This window comes from Roseomonas sp. TS2 (assembly GCF_058833935.1).
The window spans coordinates 1-20,398 of the sequence record NZ_JCACVY010000070.1 but is presented as its reverse complement, the minus strand read 5'-3'; the positions used below and the strand labels follow the sequence as shown (position 1 = coordinate 20,398).

The following is a 20,398-nucleotide window of genomic DNA, read 5'->3' as shown; positions in this document are numbered from 1 at the left end:
AGCTGGCCATCTGAGCCGCGCCGGGCCGCAAAGACGGCGGGCGATGCCCCGCCCCCCTTTCCCCCGGCGCCGCGCCGCGCCACATTCCGCGGCATGGCGGACAGCATCGAGATCACCATCAACGGGGAGACCCGTTTCATCCAGCGGGACGCGACCATCGCGGACCTGCTGGGCACGCTCAGCCTGGACACGCGCAAGGTGGCGGTGGAACGGAACCTGGAGATCGTGCCGCGTTCCGCCTATGCCGCGACCCCCCTGGCCGCGGGCGATACGCTGGAAATCGTGCACTTCATTGGCGGGGGCTGAGTCCATGGACGGCTACCAGAACCAGACCGAGGATTCCTGGGAGGTCGCGGGCCGCCGCTTCCACTCGCGCCTCGTGGTTGGCACCGGGCGGTACAAGTCGCTCGAGGAGACGGCGGCGGCCATCGAGGCCAGCGGCGCCGAGATGGTGACGGTGGCGGTGCGCCGGGTGAACCTGGCGGACCGCAACGCGCCCATGCTGCAGGATTTCGTCGATCCGAAGCGCTACACCTACCTGCCCAACACGGCGGGCTGCCACACGGCGCAGGAGGCGGTGCGCACCCTGCGCCTCGCCCGCGAGGCCGGCGGCTGGAACTTGGTGAAGCTGGAGGTGCTGGGACCGCCGCCCTTCCTTTATCCGGACATGCCCGCCACCTTCGAGGCCGCCGCCGCCCTCATCCAGGACGGCTTCCAGGTGATGGTCTACTGCGCCGACGACCCGCTGGCGGCGAAGCGGCTGGAGGAGATGGGCTGCGTGGCGGTGATGCCGCTCGGCGCGCCGATCGGCTCCGGCCTCGGGCTCAGCAACCCCTTCATGCTGCGCTCCATCATCGAGCAGGCGAAGGTGCCGGTGCTGGTGGATGCCGGCATCGGCACCGCCAGCGAGGCGGCGCAGGCGATGGAGCTGGGCTGCGACGCGGTGCTGCTGAACTCCGCCATCGCCCATGCGAAGGATCCGGTGCGGATGGCGCGCGCCATGAAGGCGGGGGTGGAGGCCGGGCGGCACGCGCATCTCGCCGGCCGCATGCCCCGCAACTACGCCGCCGACGCCTCCAGCCCGCTCTCCGGGCTGATCCGGTGAGGCGGGCGGCGCTGCTGGCCGGGCTGGCCCTGGCCAGCCTGGCCCCGGCGCAGGCCCCGGCCCAGACCACCCAGCCCGGCATCGAGACGCGCTACGAGGAGCTGACCATCCCGCTCCAGGCGCTGCTCGACGATGGCTGGGAGATCGTGGACATGGCGGGCAATCTCGGCGGCATCGCCTACCTGCTCCGCAAGGAGGGCAAGTGGGTCACCTGCCAGCTGGTCAGCCGGCGCGAGGATACGCGCAGCCGCTGCATGGCGATGAACTAGAAAGCAATTGTTCTTTTTTGAAAAAAAGAACCAAAAAACTTTTGTCGGTTTGGCGTGGCGCTGACGGATAGCGGGACGCCAAACTGGAAAAGTCTTTTTGCTTCTTTTTCTTCAGAAAAAGAAGAATTCTTCCGTCAATGGACGTCCCCGCCGCCGCCCGGGCCGGGGCGGCGCAGGAACAGCACCAGCGGCAGCGAGGCCAGGAAGCAGAATGCCATGGCCAGCAGCGTGTCGTTGTAGGCCAGCACCAGCGCCTCCTGCGCCACCAGCGCCTTGATGCGCGCCAGCGCCGCCACGTCCGCCGCCGCCTCGCCCAGCCGCCCCGCATAGGCGCCGGCCAGCGTGTCCTGGTAGGCGAGCACCCCCTCCCGCGCCCAGTTCACCTGCTCGGAGAGGTGCAGCCGGTGCAGGTAGGAGCGGTCCGTCGCCAGGGTGTTGATGGCGGCCAGCCCCACCGCGCCGCCCAGGTTGCGCATCAGGTTGTAGAGGCCGGAGGCGCCCTTCAGCGCCGCGGGCGGGATGGTGCCGAGCGCCATCTGGTTGATCGGCGCCATGCACAGCATCATGGCCACGCCGCGCAGGCCGAGCGGGAAGGCCAGCTCCGGGAAGGCGCTCTGCGCCGTCAGCTGCGCCGTCTGGTGGAGCGACCAGAAGAACAGCACCAGCCCCGCCGCGAGCGGGATGCGCGGGTCGAACCGCGCCAGAAGCCGGCCGACGACGGGGGCGGCCAGGAACATGCACAGGCCGGTGATGAACATCACCTCGCCGATCTGCATGGAGTTGTAGCCGCGCACCCGGCCGAGGAAGAGCGGGATCAGGTAGACCGCGCCATACAGCCCGATGCCCATGGTGAAGCTGAGGATGCAGCCCAGGGTGAAGTTGCGGTTGGTGAAGGCGCGCAGGTCGACGATCGGCTCCTCGCGCGAGAGCGCCCGCCAGAAGAACAGCACGCCCGAGACGGCGCAGAGGAAGGCCAAGTTGCGCACCATCTCGTCCGCCAGCCAGTCCCAGCGCGGGCCTTCCTCCATGACGTATTCCAGGCTGCCCAGGAACAGCGCCATGAACAGCAGGCCCCACCAGTCGAACCGCGCCAGCAGCGAGGGGTCGGGGCGGTCGATGTCCACCGTGTTCCACACCACCAGGGCGATGGCGGCGCCGATCGGCACGTTGATCAGGAACAGCCAGTGCCAGGAGAAGGCCTGGGTCAGCCAGCCGCCGAGCGTCGGGCCGATGGTCGGCGCCAGCGTCGCGGTGAGGCCGATGATGACCATGGCCGAGGCCCGCCTGGCGCCCGGGAACAGCAGGAAGCTGGCGGCGAACACCGTCGGGATCATGGCACCGCCGATGAAGCCCTGCGCGGCGCGGAAGGCCACCATGGCGCCGAGGTTGGAGGCCATGGCGCAGGCCAGCGAGAACAGGGTGAAGCCGCCGGCCGAGAGGGTGAACAGCACCCGGGTGGAGAGCAGCCGGGAGAGGAAGCCCGAGAGCGGGATCATGACGATCTCCGCGATCAGGTAGCTGGTCTGCACCCAGCTTGCCTCGTCCGGGCTGGCGGCGAGGCCGGCCTGGATCTCGGCGATGGAGGCGGAGACGATCTGGATGTCCAGGATCGCCATGAACATGCCGAACACCATGGCCATGAAGCCGATGCGGGCACGCGGCGTCAGCGCCACGGGCTGCGGCGCGGCGGTGGAGGCGCTCACCGTGGCGCCCTCCCTTCCCTTACTTCAGCCCGAGCGTGGCGGCGGCGGCCGAGAACAGGCCGCGCGGCGCGTGCGGGTCGGCGCGCATGTCCACCTCGGCCACCACCGAGAGGCCGGGGCGCAGCCGCGCCAGCAGCGCCGGGTCCTGCCCCGGCTCCAGCACCAGCTTCACCGGCACGCGCTGGACGATCTTGGTGAAGTTGCCGGTGGCGTTCTCCGGCGGCAGCAGGCTGAACTGGCTGCCGGTGGCGGGGGCGAAGCTGTCCACATGCCCGTGCAGCGCGTGGCCAGACAAGGCATCCACCGCCAGCTCCACCGGCTGGCCGGGGCGCATGCCGGCGAGCTGCGTCTCCTTGAAATTGGCCGTGACATAGAGTGTCTCCGGCAGCGGCGAGACGGCGATGAGCTGTTGCCCGGGCCGCACATGCTGGCCGAGCCGGGCCGCGCGGTTGCCGGCGATGCCGTCGAAGGGCGCGCGCAGCTCGGTGTAGGAGAGGGTGTTCTCGGCAAGGCCCAGCGCGGCGCGTGCCTGCTCCCGCCGCGCCTCGGCCTGGGCGAGCTGGGCGCGCTGCACCGGCACGGCGCGCTGGCGCACCAGCAGCTCCGCCTCGGCGGCGTGGCGGCTGGCATCGGCGGCGCGGAGTGCAGCCTCGGCCTTGCGCTGCCCGGCCAGCGCCTGCTCGGCCGACTGGCGGGAGGACCAGCCGCTGCCGGCCAGGGCCGCGGTGCGCCGTTGCTCGGATTCGGCCCGCTCGCGTTCGGCCAGGGCGCTCTGCCGCTCGGCGGCGGCCTGCTCGATCTGCGCCTGGCTGGCATCCACCTGCGCCGCGAGCTGGGCCAGGGTCTCGCGCGCCGTGGTGACGGCGGCCTCGGCCTCGGCCAGGGCGGCGGCGGCCTGGTCGCGCTGCAGCCGGGCGTCGCGGTCGTCGAGGCGGATCAGCACCTCGCCCGCCTTCACCCGCTGGTTGTCGGCAATGAGGACCTCGGCCACCTCGGCCTCGATGCGTGGGCTGAGCACGACGATGTCGCCCTGCACATAGGCGTCGTCCGTCTCGGCCAGGAAGCGGCCCACCTGCCAGTACCAGCCGCCGCCCAGCACGGCGCCGGCCAGCACCACCAGCGGCAGCAGGCGAAGCAGCCAGCGGCGGCGGGAGCGGCGCGCGGGCGGCGGCCCGGCCGGGGTGGCGCGGGCGGCTTCGGCGGCGGGGGAGACGGGAGCGTTCATCGGGACAGCCTCGGAACTGAACGGTTCAGTTCATTTAGGAGGGCAGATGCGCCCGGCGCCACCCCAAGTCAAGACTGAACTGAACCGTTCAGTTTCCTCCTTGAAGCCGGGCTTCTCCTCCCCCTATTCAACGCATCATGTCCGCAACCGCCCCCGTTCCGCCTCCCGGCCCGCTCCCCGGCCCCTGCTGCGACGACGCCTCCCCTAAGCGCCGCGCCGTGCTCGACTCGGCAGCGCGGCTGTTCATGGCGGAAGGCTATGCCGCCGTCTCGATGGACGCGGTGGCGCGCGCCGCGCAGGTCTCCAAGGCCACGCTCTACGCGCACTTCCCGGGCAAGGACGCGCTCTTCGCCGAGATCGTCGGCAACAACTGCCGGCGCATGCAGGACGAGATGGCCTCGGCGGCGCAGGCCGGGACGGGCCATGCGCTGGCCCCCGCCCTGGCGGCGCTGGGCGCGCGGTGGCTGCGCTTCCTGCTGGAGCCGCGGGTGCGCGCGCTGCACCGCGTGGTGGTGGCCGAGTGCATCCGCGCGCCGGAGCTGGCGCGCGCCTTCTACACCGCCGGCCCCCAGGCGCTGCGGCACTGGCTGGCCGGCTGGCTGGAGGAGCAGGCGGCGCGGGGCCAGCTCCGCCCCGGCACCGACACGGTGCTGGTGGCGGACCAGTTCCTGGCCCTGCTGCGCGGCGACCTGTTCCTGCGCGCCACACTGGGGCTGGCCGACTCGCCCTCCGAGGCGGAGATCCTGGCCCTGGCGCGGGAGGCGGCGCGGGCCGTGGTGCGGCTGCACGGCAGCCCCGCCGCGCTGGCTGCGGCGGAAACGGAGGGATTCGCCTGAAGCGGGGCTTTGGCGCGCGAGGCTTCCCGCCGCCTTGCGCTTCTTCACCGGAACTTTCCTGCGCTGCGGGGGAGGTATGCGGAAAAAAACCGGGTTGAGGCCCGAAAACGCTTTGCGCGCGGGGCAGAGATCTCTATACGCCCCCTCAGACGCAGTACGCACGTGCCTCTGGCCCCAGGCCGGTCTTGTCCGGCCAAAGGTTTACGCAACGACGTCAAGCGTTCTGGCAACCCCGGCAAAGGGCGCAAGCCCCCACCCGGCCTCTCTTTGGTCGCTGGTTCGTTCGACCGTTTCGTCAACTTGGGGCTGACCCTGGCAAAACCGGGCAGTCCTCCCGTATCGGAGGGTGTGCGATGACCCCGAAGGTCTCCCGCTTCCTGCGCGACGCCGCCCCGGCGACGCCTTGCCTTGTCGTGGACGTGGACCGCGTCGCGGAGAACTATGGCCGGCTGAAGGCCGCCATGCCGCTGGCCCGTATCTACTATGCCGTGAAGGCCAACCCGGCCGCGCCGATCCTCGGCCGCCTGGTGGACATGCAGTCCTGCTTCGACGCCGCCTCGCTGGAGGAGGTCCGCCTCTGCCTCGACGCCGGCGCCCGGCCCGAGGACATCTCCTTCGGCAACACGGTGAAGAAGGAGAGCGCCATCCAGGCCGCCTACGCCGCCGGCGTGCGCATGTTCGCCTTCGACTCCGAGCCGGAGCTGCGCAAGCTGGCCCGCTCGGCGCCGGGCGCCAAGGTCTATTGCCGCATCCTGGTGGGCAATGTCGGCGCCGAGTGGCCGCTGTCGAAAAAGTTCGGCTGCGAGGTCGACATGGCGCGCGACCTGATGGTGATGGCGCGCGACCTCGGCCTCGACCCCTACGGCATCTCCTTCCATGTCGGCAGCCAGCAGACCCGCACCGCCGCCTATGAGGCCGCGATCGCCCGCGTTGCGATGCTGTTCACCGACCTGAAGGACGCCGGCATCAACCTGCGCATGGCCAATCTCGGCGGCGGCTACCCGGTGCGCTACCGCGCCGAGGTGCCGGAGATCGACGCGTTCGGCGCCGCCATCATGGGCGCCATGGTCGAGCATTTCGGCAATGCCCTGCCCGAGATCCTGATCGAGCCGGGCCGCTTCATCGTGGGCGATGCCGGCGTGCTCTCGGCCGAGGTGGTGCTGGTCTCCCGCAAGGAGCAGGACGACCCGGTGCGCTGGGTGTATCTCGACATCGGCCGCTTCGGCGGCCTGGCCGAGACCGAGGGCGAGGCCATCAAGTACGCCTTCCGCACGCCGCATGACGGCGGCGCCGAGGGTCCGGTGACCATCGCCGGCCCCACCTGCGACAGCACGGACACGCTGTACGAGAAGTCCAACTACCGCCTGCCGCTGGCGCTCGACTGTGGCGACCGGGTGGAGCTGCTCTCCACCGGCGCCTATGTCACCACCTATGCCAGCCAGGGCTTCAACGGCTTCGCGCCGCTGGCCGAGCACTACATCTGACCGGACCGCGGAGGGGCATTTTCTCCTCCGCCTTCCCCTTTTCCCTTCCGGGACACCCTGCTCCGCGAGATTTGCACGTTTCCTGCGCGGGAAACGCCGGATAAACTCGCGCCATGGACGTCATCGACCGGAACATCCTCGTCGCCCTCCAGGATAATGGCGCGGCGGGCCTTGCCGAGCTTGCCAAGGTGGCCGGCCTCTCCGTCTCCGCCACCGCCGAGCGGGTGAAGCGACTCGAGGAGCGCGGCACCATCCGCGGCTGGCGCGCCGACCTGGACCCCGCCGCCATCGGCTGCCCCATGCTCGCCTTCGTCTTCGTCTCGATGCGGCCGGGGCGGGAGGAGAACGCCTTCCGCATCGCCATGCGGGCGGCGGAGCCGGTGCTGGAGTGCCACCACGTCACCGGCGCCTGGACCTTCCTGCTGAAGCTGCGTCTGCCCGACCTCGCCGCGCTGGAGCGCTTCGTGGCCGAGCAGGTGCGCGGCCAGGCGGGGGTGGAGCGGACGGAGACCATCCTCGCCATCACCTCCGCCAAGGAAACCGCCATCCTGCCCGTGGCGGAGGCGGAGGAGGAGTAGGCCCCTCTCCCCTGCCCTATTCGGCGGGCGGGCTCGCGGCGGCGCCCACGGGGCGCAGGCATTCGCGGATCAGCGGCGCGCAATAGGCGCCCGGCGCGCCGGGGATGTCCTTGTCCCCCGCGAAGCCCACGCGCGTGACGCGGGCATCGATCAGCTCGAAGGTGGCATGGCAGTAATGGCCGCTGCCGGTCACGGTCAGGTCGCCCGCCACCGGCAGGGTGAGGTTGAGCCCGCCGCCCTGGCCGCTCTTCAGCTCGTAGCTGAGCATCTCGCGCACCACGTCGATCCGCTCGCGCTTGGTGGGGAAGCCAGCGCAGACATACAGGTCGGCGCGCGTCAGTCCGATGAGGCTGGTGCGGGACAATTCCACGTCGCGCGAATCAGCCATGCCGCAGCCGGCCAGGAGGAGCGGGAGGAGCGGGAGGAGGATGGGGAGCGGGAAGCCGCGCATGGGCGCCACCTCGCAAGGAAGGGGCCAGGGCCGCAAGGCCCCGGCCCCTTCCCTCACGCCGGCTTGTAACTCAGGCGGCGTCGTTCAGGTGGCAGGCGCTCTTGTGGCCGGGCGCGATCTCGCGCAGCGCCGGCCGCTCCACCCTGCAGCGCGCGAAGGCGTGCGGGCAGCGCGGGTGGAAGTGGCAGCCCGAAGGCGGGTTCAGCGGCGAGGGGATCTCGCCCTTGATGCCGGCGAAGCTCTTCTTGCGCGCCTCGATCCGCGGCACCTCGGCCAGCAGGGCCTGGGTGTAGGGATGGTTGGCGCGGGCGAAGATCTCCTCGGCCGGCGCCTCCTCCACCACCCGACCCAGATACATGATCACCACGCGGTCGGAGAGGTGCTCCACCACGCCGAGGTCATGGCTGATGAACAGGTAGGTGAGGTTCAGCTCCTGCCGCAGCTCCATGAACAGGTTCAGGATCTGTGCCTGGATGGAGACGTCGAGCGCGGCCACCGCCTCGTCGCAGACGATGAACTCGGGCTGCACCGCCAGCGCGCGGGCGATGCCGATGCGCTGCCGCTGGCCGCCCGAGAACTGGTGCGGGTAGCGGCGCTTGAAGGCCGGGTCGAGCCCGGCGCGGCGCATCTGGTTGTCCACATAGGCGTCCCACTCGCCACGGCGGGTCAGGCCGTGCACCAGCGGCGCCTCACCCACGATGTCGGCCACCCGCATGCGCGGGTTCAGGCTGGCATAGGGGTCCTGGAAGATCATCTGGGTCTGCAGCTTGGCGTTGCGCGCCTCGGCGCCCGTCAGCGTGTCCAGCTTCTTGCCGTGCCAGAAGATCTCGCCGGCGCTGGCCGGCATGATCCCGGCCACCATGCGGCCGAGGGTGGACTTGCCGCAGCCGGATTCGCCCACCAGCCCGACCACCTCGCCCTTGCGGACGACGAGGTCGACGCCGTCCACCGCGTGGACGGTCTCGTCCTTCACCGGGGCGCCGAGCTTCTGGGCGATCTTGCCGGCGAAATCGAGCTTCTTGGAAAAGCGCTTGGAGACGCCCTTCAGCTCGATGATCGGCGCGGCGGCCTCACCTGCCGCCACGGAGGCGGCGGAACGGACGGTGCTGGTCGCGCTCATGCGGGGTTCCCCTCGGCGGCCGCGCCCCGGACTGCGGAGCCCTGGGCCGCCAGATGCGGATGGAAGCAGCGCGCCAGGCGGCCGGGCATCAGCTCGGAGAGCGCCGGGTCGCGGGCGCAATCCTCCTGGGCGCGGGGGCAGCGGGTGCGGAAGGCGCAGCCCGGCGGCAGGCTCAGCAGCGAGGGCGTCATGCCCGGGATCTGCCGCAGCTTCTCGCCGCGCTTGTTGCGGCTGGGCACGCTGCCGATCAGGCCGTGGGTGTAGGGGTGCAGCGGCTGGTCGAGCACCTCGCTCACCGCGCCGCGCTCCACCACCCGGCCCGCATACATCACCGCGATGTCGTCGGCGAGGCCGGCGACGACGGAGAGGTCGTGGGTGATCCAGATCATCGCCGTGCCGGTCTCGGCGCAAAGCTTCTGCACCTCGGCCAGGATCTGGGCCTGGATGGTGACATCCAGCGCCGTGGTCGGCTCGTCGGCCACGATCAGCTCGGGGCGGTGCAGCAGCGCGATGGCGATGGCCACGCGCTGGCGCATGCCGCCCGAGAACTGGTGCGGGTAGCTCTTGAGGCGCTCGTCCGGCGAGGGGATGCCCACCATGCCCAGCGTATCGCGGGCGCGCTGGCGGGCCTCCTCCTTGCTGACCTTGGTGTGGGCCAGCACGGTCTCGATCATCTGCGTGTCGACCCGGAGCACCGGGTTCAGCGTCATCATCGGGTCCTGGAAGATCATGGCGATGCGGTTGCCGCGAAGCTGCCGCATCTCCTCTTCCTTGAGCTTCGCCAGGTTCTGCCCGTGGAACAGGATGTCGCCGCCGACGATGCGGCCCGGCGCGTCCACCAACCCGAGGATGGAGAAGCCCGTCACCGTCTTGCCGGAGCCGGACTCGCCCACCAGGCCGAGCACCTTGCCGCGGCCGACGGTGAAGGAGACGCCGTCCACCGCCTTCACCACGCCGGCGCGGGTGAAGAAGTGGGTCTGCAGGTCACGCACCTCGAGCGTGGGGGCCGCGGCGGTGGCGGCCATGGAGGTGGTCTGCATCTGGGTCTGAGACATGCCGCCCCTTACTTCTTCAGCCGCGGATTGAGCACGTCGCGCATCTGGTCGCCCACCAGGTTGATCGAGACGATGGTGACGAGCAGCGCGATGCCCGGGTAGAAGCTGATCCAGTACTTGCCGGAGAGCATGTACTCGTAGCCGTTCGAGATCAGCAGGCCGAGCGAGGGCTCGGTGATCGGTACGCCGAGGCCGAGGAAGGACAGCGTCGCCTCCAGCGCGATGGCGCGGGCGATCTGCATGGTGGCGACCACGATCAGCGGCGGCAGGCAGTTCGGCAGCAGGTGGCGGAAGATGACGCGGCGCGTCGGCAGCGCCAGGCACTGCGCCGCCTCGATGTATTCCCGCCGCCGCTCCACCAGCGCCGTGCCGCGCACGGTGCGGGCGTAGTAGGCCCATTCCACGATGACCAGCGCGATGACGACGTTGAAGATGCCCTTGCCCAGGAAGGCCAGGATCATCAGCGCCGCCAGAATGGTCGGGAAGGAGAGCTGCAGGTCGACCAGCCGCATGATGACGGTGTCGGTCCGCCCGCCGGCGTAAGCCGCGAGCAGGCCGAGCGAGGCGCCGACGGCGCAGGCGATGATGGCGGAGCCCGCACCCACCATCAGCGAGATGCGCAGCCCGTACATGATGCCGGAGAGCATGTCGCGCCCCTGGTCATCGGTGCCGAGCCAGTAGGTCATGGTGTCGGCGCCGTCGCGCGTGCCCGGCTCCAGGCGGCCGTCCATGATGTCGAGCTGCGCCAGGTCGTAGGGGTTCTGCGGCGACAGGAAGGGCGCGAAGACGGCGATGAAGACGATGATCGCGAAGACGATCAGCCCGACCAGCGCCAGCTTGCTCTCGCAGAACTCGGAGACGAAGCGGCGGAACGGCGTCTCGACCTTGGGCGCCTTGGCGGGCGGCACGGCGGTTTCGGCTGTGGAAGCGCTCATCTCACTTGTTCTCCAGCCGCACCCGCGGGTCGAGCGCCGAATAGGCGAGGTCCACCAGCAGGTTGATGGTGATGAACATCAGCACGATGATCATCAGGTAGGCGACGATCACGGGGCGGTCGAGCACGTTGATGCTGTCGATGATCAGCTTGCCCATGCCCGGCCAGGCGAAGACGCTCTCCGTCACCACCGAGAAGGCGATGGTGGAGCCCAGCTCCAGCCCGACCACGGTGACGACCGGGATCAGGATGTTCTTGAAGACGTGGACATAGGTCACGCGCGCCGGGCTGAGGCCCTTGGCGCGGGCGAACTTCACGTAGTCCATCAGCATCGTCTCGCGCACGCCGGCGCGGGTCAGGCGGATGACGAGGCTGATCTTGAACAGCGCCAGGTTCAGCGCCGGCATCGCCAGGTGGCGCAGCCCGTCCCAGGTAAGGAAGGACCAGCGCAGGCCGAGCACCTCCACCGTCGGGCCGCGGCCCGTGGAGGGCAGCCAGCCGAGCTGCACGGCGAACACCATGATCAGCATCAGCCCCACCCAGAAGGTGGGCAGCGAGAAGCCGAGAATGGAGCCGGCCATGACCAGCTTGGAGCCGGTCGAGTTGGGCTTGAGGCCGGCATAGAGGCCGAGCGGCAGGCCGATCAGCAGCGCGATGAACATGGCGCCGAAGGCCAGTTCCAGCGTCGCCGGCATGCGCTGCAGGATCAGCTGCAGCGCCGGCTCGTTGAACACGAAGCTGCGGCCGAGATCGCCGCGCAGCGCGTTGCCGAGGAAGGAGAGGTACTGCATCCACAGCGGCAGGTCGAGGCCGAGCGCCTTGATCGCGCGCTCGCGCTCCATCTGGTCGGCGTCCGGCGAGATCAGGATCTCGACCGGGTCGCCGATGGCATAGACGCCGATGAAGACGATGACGGACATCGCCAGCATGACGAGGGCGGACTGCAGCAGCCGCCGGAGGAGATAGACCGCCATGGCCGTCAGCGCGCCGCGGGCTGGCTGCTGGCGGGGCGCACATCCTGCGCGCGGGTCAGCTCGTCGGCCCGGCTGTCATGCTGCAGCGTCGGGCGCATCGCCCACAGGTTCTTCTGGATGTGGATCGGGATGATGGCGACATCCTCCATGGCAAGCCGGGTCGCGTCGCGCAGCAGCGCCTCGCGCTTGGGGTCGTCCAGCTCGCGCAGCGCGGCCTCGAGCTTGGCGTCCACCTCGGGGTTGGAATAGCGGCCGCGATTGGAGGTGCCGAAGCCCTTGTCACGGTCGTAGCCGGCGACGAGCGAACGCAGCGGGTTCGACGCCTCGCCGGAGGAGCTGCCCCAGCCGACCAGGAAGGCGGAGAATTCCTGGCGGCCGGCGCGGCTGATGAAGGTGGTCCAGGGCTGCGCATCCACCTGGGTGCGCACGCCGATGCGCGTCCACATCTGGCCGATCGCCTGCACGATGCGGGCGTCGTTCATGTAGCGGTCGTTCGGGCCGCTGAGCGTGATGCGGAAGCCGTTCGGGTAGCCGGCCTCGGCCAGCAGCTTCTTCGCCGCGTCCGGGTCCGCCTTGGGTGCCGCGAGGTCGGGGATGGCGCCGAAGGCGGTGGGCGGCAGGAACTGGCCGGAGGGCATCGAGGTGCCCTCCATCACGCGGCTGGCGATGGCCGGCCGGTCGATGGCGGTGGAGAGGGCGCGGCGCACCCGCAGGTCGTGCAGCGGGTTCTTGCCGAGCGGCTTGCCCTCGGCGTCGGTGATCTGCGGCGAGCCTTCCGGGTGCAGGTGGTCCAGCGCCAGGAAGATGATGCGCAGCCCGTCCTTCTCGGAGACGCGGACCTTGTCGCTGCGGCGCAGGTTGGCGAGGTCGCTGGTCGGCACCTGGTCGATGAAGTCCACATCGCCGGCCAGCAGCGCCGCGGTGCGCGAGGCGTCGTTCGGCAGGATGCGGTAGTTCACGCGGGCCCAGTGCGGCTTGTCGCCCCAGTAGGCGTCGTTGCGCTCCAGCTCCAGCCGGTCGCCCGAGCGGAAGTTGACGTAGCGGAACGGGCCGGTGCCCACCGCCACCTTGCCGCTGTTGAAATCCTCGGTGGAGGCGCCCTCATGCGTCTCCTTGTCGAGGATCGCCACCTGGCCGAGGTCGTTCGGCAGCACCGGGTAGGGCGAGCGGGTGTGGAAGCGGACCGTCAGCGGGTCGACGATCTCCACCCGCTCGATGGCGCGGGTGTAGATGGCGTAGGAGGAGGGGCTGTTCACCACCTGCGGCACGCGGGCGATGGTGAAGGCCACGTCCTCGGCGGTGAAGGCGTTGCCGTTGTGGAACTTCACACCCGGGCGGAGCTTGAACTCCCACACCGTGGGCTCCACCGCGCGCCAGCTCTCGGCCAGGCCGGGCTCCATCCGGGATTCCGAATCGAAGGCCGTCAGCGTGTCGAAGATCATCGTCGCCACGGCGAGGTTCGGCGACAGCGCATGATAGTGGGGGTCGAGCGAGGTGACCTGCGCGCCCACCGCCATGGAGAGGTTCTGCGCCGAGGCGGGTACCGCCGAACTCAGCGCAAACGCCGAAACGGCGGCCATCGCGGCCGCCCGCATGCTGATCATCATGATACCGTCCCCCGGGAGATTACACCCTCTTCACGGCGGAGTGTAGCAGGCACGGCCCCGGGTCGCTAGGTTGCGGCGTTCTGACAGTCCGGAGAAACAAACATGGAAATTCCAAGAAAAATATCGCTTTGCGCTACTTTGCTCGCGGTGCCGCTGGCCTTCTCGGCCGTCGCCCTGCCGGCGCAGGCGCAGACCCTGAACATCGGCATCGGCGGCGCCGTCACCTCGGCCGACCCGCATTTCTACAACGCGGCGCCCAACCACGCGCTGGCCATGCATGTCTTCGACTACCTGGTGGGGCGCGACGCCAACGCGCAGCCCTACCCCATGCTGGCCGAGAGCTGGCGCGCCGTGGAACCCACCCTCTGGGAGTTCAAGCTCCGCTCCGGGGTGAAGTGGCACGATGGCCGTGACTTCACCGCCGATGACGTCGCCTTCAGCATCGCCCGCGCGCCCAACGTGCCGAACAGCCCGGGCGGCATGGGCGGCTTCGTGCGCGCCATTACCAAGGTCGAGGTGGTCGATCCGCTGACCATCCGCTTCCACACCGCCGCGCCGCACCCGCTGCTGCCGGTGGAGCTGGGCGCCATCTCCATCATCTCCCGCCATGCCGGCGAGGGCGCCACCACCGAGGACTACAACAGCGGCAAGGCCGCCATCGGCACCGGCCCCTACCGTCTGCAGGCCTACCGCCCCGGCGACCGCGCCGAGCTGGTGCGCAACGACGCCTACTGGGGCGGCAAGGAGCCGTGGGAGAAGGTCAATTTCCGCTTCATCGGCAATGACGGGGCGCGCAGCGCCGCCGTGCTGGCCGGCGATGTGGACGTGATCGACCAGGTGCCCTCCACCGATCTCGCCAGGCTGCGCCGCGACAGCCGCATCACCATCGCCGAGATCCAGGGCGTGCGGCTGATCTACCTGATGGCGGATTTCTCGCGCACCGGCGAGGTGCCCTTCGTCACCGACAATGCCGGCAAGCCGCTGCCGCAGAACCCCTTCCAGGACCTGCGCGTGCGCCGCGCCCTCTCCATGGCGATCCAGCGCGAGGCGCTGGCCGAGCGCATCATGGAGGGCACCGCCCAGCCCACCGGCCAGTGGCTGCCGCCCGGCACCTTCGGCTACAACCCCGCCGTCAAGCCGCCGGCCTACGACCCGGACGGCGCGAAGAAGCTGCTGGCCGAGGCCGGCTTCCCGCAGGGCTTCAGGATGACCCTGCACAGCCCGAACGACCGCTACCCGAACGACGCCAAGACCGCCCAGGCCGTGGCGCAGATGTGGACCCGCATCGGCGTGCAGACCCAGGTGGAGGCGCTGCCCTGGACCACCTTCTCGGTGCGCTCCAACCGGCAGGAATTCGGCATGCGGCTGTCTGGCTGGGGCAGCACCACCGGCGAGGCGAGCTACCTGCTGGTCAACATCATCGGCACCTACGACCGGGAGAAGCGCACCGGCGCCAGCAATTCCGGCCGCTACTCCAACCCCGAGCTGGATGCCATGACGGCCCGCGCCGCCGCCACCATCGACGACGCGCAGCGCGAGAAGCTGCTGCAGGAAGCGGTGAAGTTCGCCATGGACGATGTGGCGGTCACGCCGCTCTACCAGCTGGTGAACACCTGGGCGGTGCGGAAGGGCCTCACCTACGAGCCGCGCATGGATGAGCGCACCGTCGCCATGGGCGTGCGGAAGGCCAACTGAGCCGCGCGGCGGGGGGCCTTTCCGCCCCCCGCCCCTTCCCGCTTCAGCCCACCGTCTGCGGCTGGATGCCGGCGCGGCGGGCGGCCTCGCCCCATTTCTCCATCTCCGCCTGCACGAAGGCGCGCGTCTCCTCCGGCGCGGAGGTCTGGATGGCGGCGCCGAGCGCGGCATGGCGCTCCACCACCGGGGGCTGGCGCACCGCCTCGGCGCAGTCGGCCGAGAGCTTCGCCAGCACCGCCGGCGGCAGCCTGGCGGGGGCGATCACCATGCCCCAGGTGCTGGCCTCGAAGCCGGGCATGGCCGCCTCGCCGATGGTCGGCACGTCGGGCAGCTGCGGCGCGCGCTCGGCGCCGGTGGTGGCCAGCGCCTTCAGCTTGCCCGCCCGGATATGGCCCAGCGCCGCCGGCACCGTGTCGAACATGATGTCCACCCGCCCGGACATCAGGTCCGGATGCGCCTGGGTGCTGCCGCGATAGGGCACGTAGGTGAACTCCACCCCCGCCCGCTGCGCGAACAGCACCGGCGCCAGCCGCACCACGCCCCCCGTGCCGGCGAAGGTGACGGTGCCCGGCGGCTTCTCCTTCGCGTGCCGCACCAGCTCCTCCGGCGTGGAGGGACCGAAGCCGGGCGCGGCGCAGAGCACCAGCGGCGTGCGCGTGGTAAGCGTGACGAAGCTGAAATCGGCCATGGTGTCGTAGGGCAGCCGGTAGAAGGCCGCGTTCACCGGGTGGCCGACCGAGACCAGCGCCAGCGTGTGGCCATCCGGCGCCGCGCGGGCCAGCGCCTCGGTGCCGATGATGCCATCCGCCCCCGGGCGGTTCTCCACCGGCACGGGGAAGCCCCACTTGCCGGCCAGCGGCTCGGCCATCAGCCGGGCCGTGATGTCGGAGACGCCACCCGGCGTGTAGGGCACGATGAAGCGCACCGGGCGGGCGGGAAAGCCACCCTGCGCCCGCCCGGGCCTGCTCAGCGGCGGGGCGCCCAGAAGCAAGGCGGGCATGGCGAGCGCCAGCCGCCGCGAGACACCGTTCGACATTCCCGTTCCTCCCAGGAACTTTTTGCACACCCGCAACGATAGACCGGCGGCGCCGGGCACGGGAAGCGAAGCCTCGGGATCACACGGTGAACTGCTCGGCGATGATCCGCTCCGAGAGGCCATGGTCGGGGTCGAACAGCATGGTCATGCGCAGGCTCCGGTCCTCCCGCACCTCGACGGAGCGGATGTCGCGCACCTCCACATTGTCGGCCACGGCGGCGACGGGGCGCTTGCCCGGCTCCAGGATCTGGAACAGCACCACCGCGTCGGCCGGCAGCAGCGCGCCGCGCCAGCGGCGCGGGCGGAAGGCGGAGATGGGCGTCATCGGCAGCAGGTTGGCGCCGAGCGGCACGATCGGGCCATAGGCCGAGAGGTTGTAGGCGGTGCTGCCGGCGGGGGTGGCTACCAGGATGCCGTCGCAGATCAGCTCCGGCAGGCGCTCCTTGCCATCGACCAGGATGCGGATCTTGGCCGCCTGGCGCGTCTCCCGCAGCAGCGACACCTCGTTGATGGCCAGCGCCTCGCGCAGCGTGCCGGTGGCGTCCACCGCGCGCATCCGCAGCGGGTGCAGCGTGGCCGATTGCGCCACGGCCAGCCGCGCCGGCAGGTCCTCCGGCTGGAAGGCGTTCATCAGGAAGCCGACGCTGCCGCAGTTCATGCCATAGACCGGCAGGTTGCGGCCGAGGAAGCGGTGCTGCGTCTCCAGCATGAAGCCGTCGCCCCCCAGCGCCACCACCACCGCAGCCTCCTCCGGCGGCGCATCGCCATGCAGGGCCACGAAATGCGCCCGCGCCGATTCCGCCACCTCCGTGGGGGCGGCGAGGAAGGCGATGCGGCCGTGCAGCTCCCGCGGCAGATCCGGCATGTCGCCCAGATGGCCGGGGCCGAGCAGCGCGGCGGTCATGCCCAGCGCACCCGCGCGGCGTCGCGGTGCTCCAGCACCGGCATGTCCCGCCGCAGCCGGGCGGTGAGCGCCGGGTCCAGCCGCGCCGTGGCCCAGCCCTTCCCGTCGCTGGCGCGGGCGACCACATGGCCCCAGGGATCGACGACGAGGGAATGGCCGTAGGTGCGGCGCGGCCCGGCGCGCTCCTGGTGCTGGCCCCAGGTGGCGGGGGCGGCCAGCCAGCACTGCGTCTCGATGGCGCGCGCCCGCAGCAGCGGCTCCCAGTGGTCCTTGCCCGTCTCCAGCGTGAAGGCGGAAGGCAGCAGGATCAGCTCCGCCCCCTGCCGCCGCAGCGCCAGGAACAGCTCGGGGAAGCGGAGGTCGTAGCAGATGGCGCAGCCGACCCGGAGATCGCCCGCCCGGTAGGTGACGACCTGATCGCCGGCCGCGTAGGTGTTGCTCTCCCGGTGCCCGCTGCCGTCCGGCCGGGTGATGTCGAACAGGAAGATCTTGCGGTAGCGCGCCAGCTCGGCGCCGTCCGGCCCGAAGGCCAGGGTTGTGTTGTAGAGCCGCCCGCCCTCCGCCCCGCTCTCGGCAATGCTGCCGCCATGGAGATGGACGCCATGGCGCCGCGCCAGGCCGCGCAGGCACTCATAGGCCTCGCCGCCCGCCGCGCCGGAGCCTTCGGGCGGCAGTGCCTCGGCGGCGGCGAGGCGGGTGGCGCGGTCGCCGCCGAGGCAGGTCCACATCTCCGGCAGGGCGACGAGGCCGGGCCGGTCCGCCGCGATGGCCGCCTCGACCAGCCGGGTGGCCTGGGCGATGTTCTCGGCCTTGTCGTGGCCGGGGTTCATCTGCACGACCGAGACACGCATGGCGGGGCGCTCCTTCCGCTGTGGCGGGCATCAAGCCCCGCGGCACGGCCCACCGCAAGATCCCCGCGAACGCAGACGGGGCGGATGGTTGCCCATCCGCCCCGCCCGCTCAACCCTGCCGTGGCAGGAGCGGCTTACGCCGCGTCCTGCTGGCCCTCGGTCTCGGCGACCTCGGGCTTCGGGCCGGAATCCAGGCCCTTGGCGGCGACGTCGCGCTCCACCAGCTCGATCACCGCCATGTCGGCGGCGTCGCCGTAGCGGATGCCGGCCTTCAGGACGCGGGTGTAGCCACCCTGGCGCGCCTTGTAGCGGTCGGCGATGGTGGTGAAGAGCTTGTCCACCACCTTCTTGTCCATGATTTGCGCATAGGCCTGCCGGCGGGCGTGCAGGTCGCCACGCTTGCCGAGCGTGATGATGCGCTCGACATACGGGCGCAGCTCCTTCGCCTTGGGCAGGGTCGTGGTGATCTGCTCGTGCTTGAGCAGGCTGGTCGCCATATTGCGGAGCATCGCAATACGGTGGGTGGAGGTAACGCCGAGCTTCCGGCCGGCAACCCCGTGACGCATGGTCCTATTCCTTCACGCGGCCGAAAATCAGAACGGCTCTTCGATCTTCTTGGCGAGGTCCTCGATGTTCTCCGGCGGCCAGCCGGGCACGGTCATGCCCAGGCTCAGCCCCATCGAGGCGAGAACCTCCTTGATTTCGTTCAGCGACTTGCGGCCGAAGTTCGGAGTGCGGAGCATCTCCTGCTCCGTCTTCTGCACCAGGTCGCCGATGTAGACGATGTTGTCGTTCTTCAGGCAGTTCGCGCTGCGGACCGACAGCTCCAGCTCGTCCACCTTGCGGAGCAGGTTGCGGTTGAAGGGCAGGTCGTCCTGCACCTCTTCCACCTTGCGCTCGCGAGGCTCATCGAAGTTGATGAAGAGCTGCAGCTGGTCCTGCAGGATGCGGGCGGCGAGCGCCACCGCATCGTCCGGCGCCACCGTGCCGTCCGTCTCCACCGTCAGCACCAGCTTGTCGTAGTCGGTGCGCTGGCCCACGCGGGTCGGCTGCACCTGGTACGCCACGCGGCGGACGGGGGAATAGATGGCGTCCACGGGGATCAGCCCGATGGGCGCATCCTCGGGGCGGTTCTCGGAGGCGGGAACATAGCCCTTGCCCACATCGACGGTCAGCTCCATCGACAGCTTGGCGCCGTCGTCGAGCGTGCAGATGACCAGCTCCGGGTTGGCGATCTCGATGTCGCCGGTGGTCTGGATCTGCCCCGCCGTCACCTCGCCGGGGCCGGAGGCGGTGAGCTGCAGGCGCTTGGCGCCCTCGCCCTGCATCCGGATGGCCAGGCGCTTGATGTTCAGGACGATGTCGGTGACATCCTCCCGCACACCCTGCAGGCTGGAGAACTCATGCAGCGCGCCGTCGATGCGGATGGCGGTGACCGCCGCACCCTGCAGCGACGACAGCAGCACGCGCCGCAGCGCGTTGCCGAGGGTCATGCCGAAGCCGCGCTCGAGCGGCTCCGCCACCACCGTCGCAACGCGCGAGGGGTCGGCCCCAGGCTCGACATCGAGCTTCTCGGGACGGATCAGGGAACGCCAGTTGCGCTCGAGCACTACGGTTTCTCCTGCAGCCTCGCCTCAGACCCGACGCCGCTTGCGCGGACGGCAGCCATTGTGCGGGATGGGGGTCACGTCCTTGATGGCCGTCACGTAGAAGCCGACGGCCTGCAGGGCGCGCAGGGCCGACTCACGCCCCGAGCCGGGACCGGAGACCATGATCTCCAGCGTCTCCATGCCGTGCTCGCGCGCCTTGCGGCCGGCGTCTTCCGCGGCGACCTGGGCGGCGTACGGGGTCGACTTGCGGCTGCCCTTGAAACCCTGGCTGCCGGCCGAGGACCACGCGATGGCGTTGCCCTGGCTGTCGGTGATGGTGACGATGGTGTTGTTGAAGGAGGCGAGGACATGCGCCACGCCAGAGGCAATGTTCTTGCGCTCTTTCTTCCGCGGGCGACCGGTGGGCTGACGGGCCATATTACTTGGTCACCTTCTTCTTGCCGGCAATCGCCACGGCCTTGCCCTTGCGGGTACGGGCGTTCGTGTGGGTGCGCTGGCCACGGACGGGCAGGCCCTTGCGGTGACGCAGGCCACGATAGCAGGCCATGTCCATCAGGCGCTTGATGTTCATCGCGTTCTCGCGACGCAGATCGCCCTCGACCCGGTACTCGCGGTCGATCAGCTCGCGGATCTTGAGGATTTCCTCATCCGTCAGCTGGTTGACGCGGCGATCCTCGGGGATGCCGAGCTGCTCGCAGATCACCTTCGCGTTCGACGGACCGATGCCGTAGATGTAGCGAAGGGAAATGAGAACGCGCTTGTTGGTAGGAATGTTCACGCCTGCAATGCGTGCCATCGATGACCTGCTCCTGGAGCCTTCATGGGCTCCCGTTCGGTACCGGCAGAATGTGTCCGGCGAAGGTGATCAGCCGGGCCCGGGGTCGGAAGTGCCTCAGACACGGCCATCATCGCGGCCGGAGTTGCCTCCGCCCGCGAGAGGGGCGGGTTTAGCGAGGGCGCG

General features: G+C 70.2%; 22 protein-coding genes. 7 read left to right on the top strand and 15 right to left on the bottom strand.

The genetic code is table 11. From position 1 onward, the window contains the following. The 3 genes from thiS to ACZJYS_RS12760 form a co-directional block, all read left to right on the top strand. Positions 1-306 (top strand): sulfur carrier protein ThiS (gene thiS / locus ACZJYS_RS12770; RefSeq protein WP_493178608.1); only part of this gene is annotated, 306 nt, incomplete at its 5' end. Between the two features lie 4 nt (positions 307-310). Continuing rightward, positions 311-1,105 (top strand): thiazole synthase, encoded by a 795-nt coding sequence (locus ACZJYS_RS12765; protein ID WP_109517932.1) that lies wholly within the window; start codon positions 311-313, stop codon positions 1,103-1,105. Continuing rightward, the gene (locus ACZJYS_RS12760; RefSeq protein WP_379631398.1) at positions 1,102-1,374 is read left to right on the top strand and encodes a hypothetical protein; all 273 of its coding nucleotides are present in this window, start codon (positions 1,102-1,104) and stop codon (positions 1,372-1,374) included. Before ACZJYS_RS12765 ends, ACZJYS_RS12760 begins: the two co-directional genes overlap by 4 nt. A 134-nt stretch (positions 1,375-1,508) precedes the next feature. Here ACZJYS_RS12760 and ACZJYS_RS12755 read toward each other — a convergent pair whose 3' ends face one another. Both ACZJYS_RS12755 and ACZJYS_RS12750 read right to left on the bottom strand, forming a co-directional pair. Continuing rightward, positions 1,509-3,077 (bottom strand): DHA2 family efflux MFS transporter permease subunit, encoded by a 1,569-nt coding sequence (locus ACZJYS_RS12755; protein ID WP_493178603.1) that lies wholly within the window; start codon positions 3,075-3,077, stop codon positions 1,509-1,511. 19 nt (positions 3,078-3,096) lie between these two features. Continuing rightward, positions 3,097-4,302: an HlyD family secretion protein gene (locus ACZJYS_RS12750; RefSeq protein ID WP_109517934.1), complete on the bottom strand. Its 1,206-nt coding sequence runs from the start codon at positions 4,300-4,302 to the stop codon at positions 3,097-3,099. 218 nt (positions 4,303-4,520) lie between these two features. On the opposite strand from ACZJYS_RS12750, the gene ACZJYS_RS12745 reads away from it, so the two are divergent. The 3 genes from ACZJYS_RS12745 to ACZJYS_RS12735 all read left to right on the top strand — a co-directional run bounded on the left by ACZJYS_RS12745 (position 4,521) and on the right by ACZJYS_RS12735 (position 7,200). Further along, a complete protein-coding gene (locus ACZJYS_RS12745) occupies positions 4,521-5,138 on the top strand; it encodes a TetR/AcrR family transcriptional regulator (RefSeq protein ID WP_493178600.1) in 618 nt (205 codons plus the stop codon). A gap of 353 nt (positions 5,139-5,491) precedes the next feature. Further along, positions 5,492-6,622 carry a type III PLP-dependent enzyme gene (locus ACZJYS_RS12740; RefSeq protein WP_379631406.1) on the top strand — a complete coding sequence of 377 codons (1,131 nt, stop codon included), beginning with the start codon at positions 5,492-5,494 and terminating at the stop codon, positions 6,620-6,622. Positions 6,623-6,735: 113 nt separating this feature from the next. Continuing rightward, positions 6,736-7,200, top strand: a complete 465-nt coding sequence (locus tag ACZJYS_RS12735) for an Lrp/AsnC family transcriptional regulator (RefSeq protein ID WP_109517937.1) — start codon at positions 6,736-6,738, stop codon at positions 7,198-7,200. 16 nt (positions 7,201-7,216) lie between these two features. Here the strand turns inward: ACZJYS_RS12735 and ACZJYS_RS12730 are convergent, their stop codons facing one another. The 6 genes from ACZJYS_RS12730 to ACZJYS_RS12705 form a co-directional block, all read right to left on the bottom strand. Beyond that, positions 7,217-7,588 (bottom strand): hypothetical protein, encoded by a 372-nt coding sequence (locus ACZJYS_RS12730; RefSeq protein ID WP_493178598.1) that lies wholly within the window; start codon positions 7,586-7,588, stop codon positions 7,217-7,219. 133 nt (positions 7,589-7,721) lie between these two features. Next, entirely contained in the window at positions 7,722-8,771 is a 1,050-nt protein-coding gene (locus ACZJYS_RS12725; protein ID WP_493178597.1) for an ABC transporter ATP-binding protein, read from the bottom strand. Continuing rightward, positions 8,768-9,826, bottom strand: a complete 1,059-nt coding sequence (locus tag ACZJYS_RS12720) for an ABC transporter ATP-binding protein (RefSeq protein ID WP_219929769.1) — start codon at positions 9,824-9,826, stop codon at positions 8,768-8,770. Before ACZJYS_RS12720 ends, ACZJYS_RS12725 begins: the two co-directional genes overlap by 4 nt. Positions 9,827-9,834: 8 nt before the next feature. Further along, on the bottom strand, positions 9,835-10,761 hold the full coding sequence (locus tag ACZJYS_RS12715) for an ABC transporter permease (protein ID WP_109517940.1): 927 nt from the start codon (positions 10,759-10,761) through the stop codon (positions 9,835-9,837). Position 10,762: 1 nt separating this feature from the next. Next, positions 10,763-11,734, bottom strand: a complete 972-nt coding sequence (locus tag ACZJYS_RS12710; protein ID WP_109517941.1) for an ABC transporter permease — start codon at positions 11,732-11,734, stop codon at positions 10,763-10,765. A gap of 5 nt (positions 11,735-11,739) precedes the next feature. Next, positions 11,740-13,341 carry an ABC transporter substrate-binding protein gene (locus ACZJYS_RS12705; RefSeq protein ID WP_109517942.1) on the bottom strand — a complete coding sequence of 534 codons (1,602 nt, stop codon included), beginning with the start codon at positions 13,339-13,341 and terminating at the stop codon, positions 11,740-11,742. Positions 13,342-13,443: 102 nt separating this feature from the next. On the opposite strand from ACZJYS_RS12705, the gene ACZJYS_RS12700 reads away from it, so the two are divergent. Then, complete coding sequence (locus ACZJYS_RS12700) at positions 13,444-15,036, top strand: ABC transporter substrate-binding protein (protein WP_493178591.1); 1,593 nt, start codon at positions 13,444-13,446, stop codon at positions 15,034-15,036. 43 nt (positions 15,037-15,079) lie between these two features. On the opposite strand, the gene ACZJYS_RS12695 is transcribed toward ACZJYS_RS12700, so the two are convergent. From ACZJYS_RS12695 to rpsM, 7 genes are all read right to left on the bottom strand, one after another. Beyond that, on the bottom strand, positions 15,080-16,072 hold the full coding sequence (locus ACZJYS_RS12695; RefSeq protein WP_493178589.1) for a tripartite tricarboxylate transporter substrate binding protein: 993 nt from the start codon (positions 16,070-16,072) through the stop codon (positions 15,080-15,082). A gap of 79 nt (positions 16,073-16,151) precedes the next feature. Further along, a complete protein-coding gene (locus tag ACZJYS_RS12690; protein ID WP_245906487.1) occupies positions 16,152-16,937 on the bottom strand; it encodes an NAD kinase in 786 nt (261 codons plus the stop codon). 35 nt (positions 16,938-16,972) lie between these two features. Continuing rightward, complete coding sequence (locus tag ACZJYS_RS12685) at positions 16,973-17,827, bottom strand: carbon-nitrogen hydrolase family protein (protein WP_493178586.1); 855 nt, start codon at positions 17,825-17,827, stop codon at positions 16,973-16,975. Between the two features lie 134 nt (positions 17,828-17,961). Further along, entirely contained in the window at positions 17,962-18,393 is a 432-nt protein-coding gene (rplQ, locus tag ACZJYS_RS12680) for a 50S ribosomal protein L17 (protein ID WP_493178584.1), read from the bottom strand. 27 nt (positions 18,394-18,420) lie between these two features. Further along, positions 18,421-19,437, bottom strand: coding sequence for a DNA-directed RNA polymerase subunit alpha (locus ACZJYS_RS12675; protein ID WP_109517948.1), 1,017 nt, complete (start codon positions 19,435-19,437; stop codon positions 18,421-18,423). 24 nt (positions 19,438-19,461) lie between these two features. After that, positions 19,462-19,854: a 30S ribosomal protein S11 gene (gene rpsK / locus ACZJYS_RS12670; RefSeq protein ID WP_099096438.1), complete on the bottom strand. Its 393-nt coding sequence runs from the start codon at positions 19,852-19,854 to the stop codon at positions 19,462-19,464. A 1-nt stretch (position 19,855) separates the two neighbouring features. After that, positions 19,856-20,233 (bottom strand): 30S ribosomal protein S13, encoded by a 378-nt coding sequence (gene rpsM, locus ACZJYS_RS12665; RefSeq protein WP_099096437.1) that lies wholly within the window; start codon positions 20,231-20,233, stop codon positions 19,856-19,858. Between the last annotated feature and the right edge of the window lie 165 nt (positions 20,234-20,398).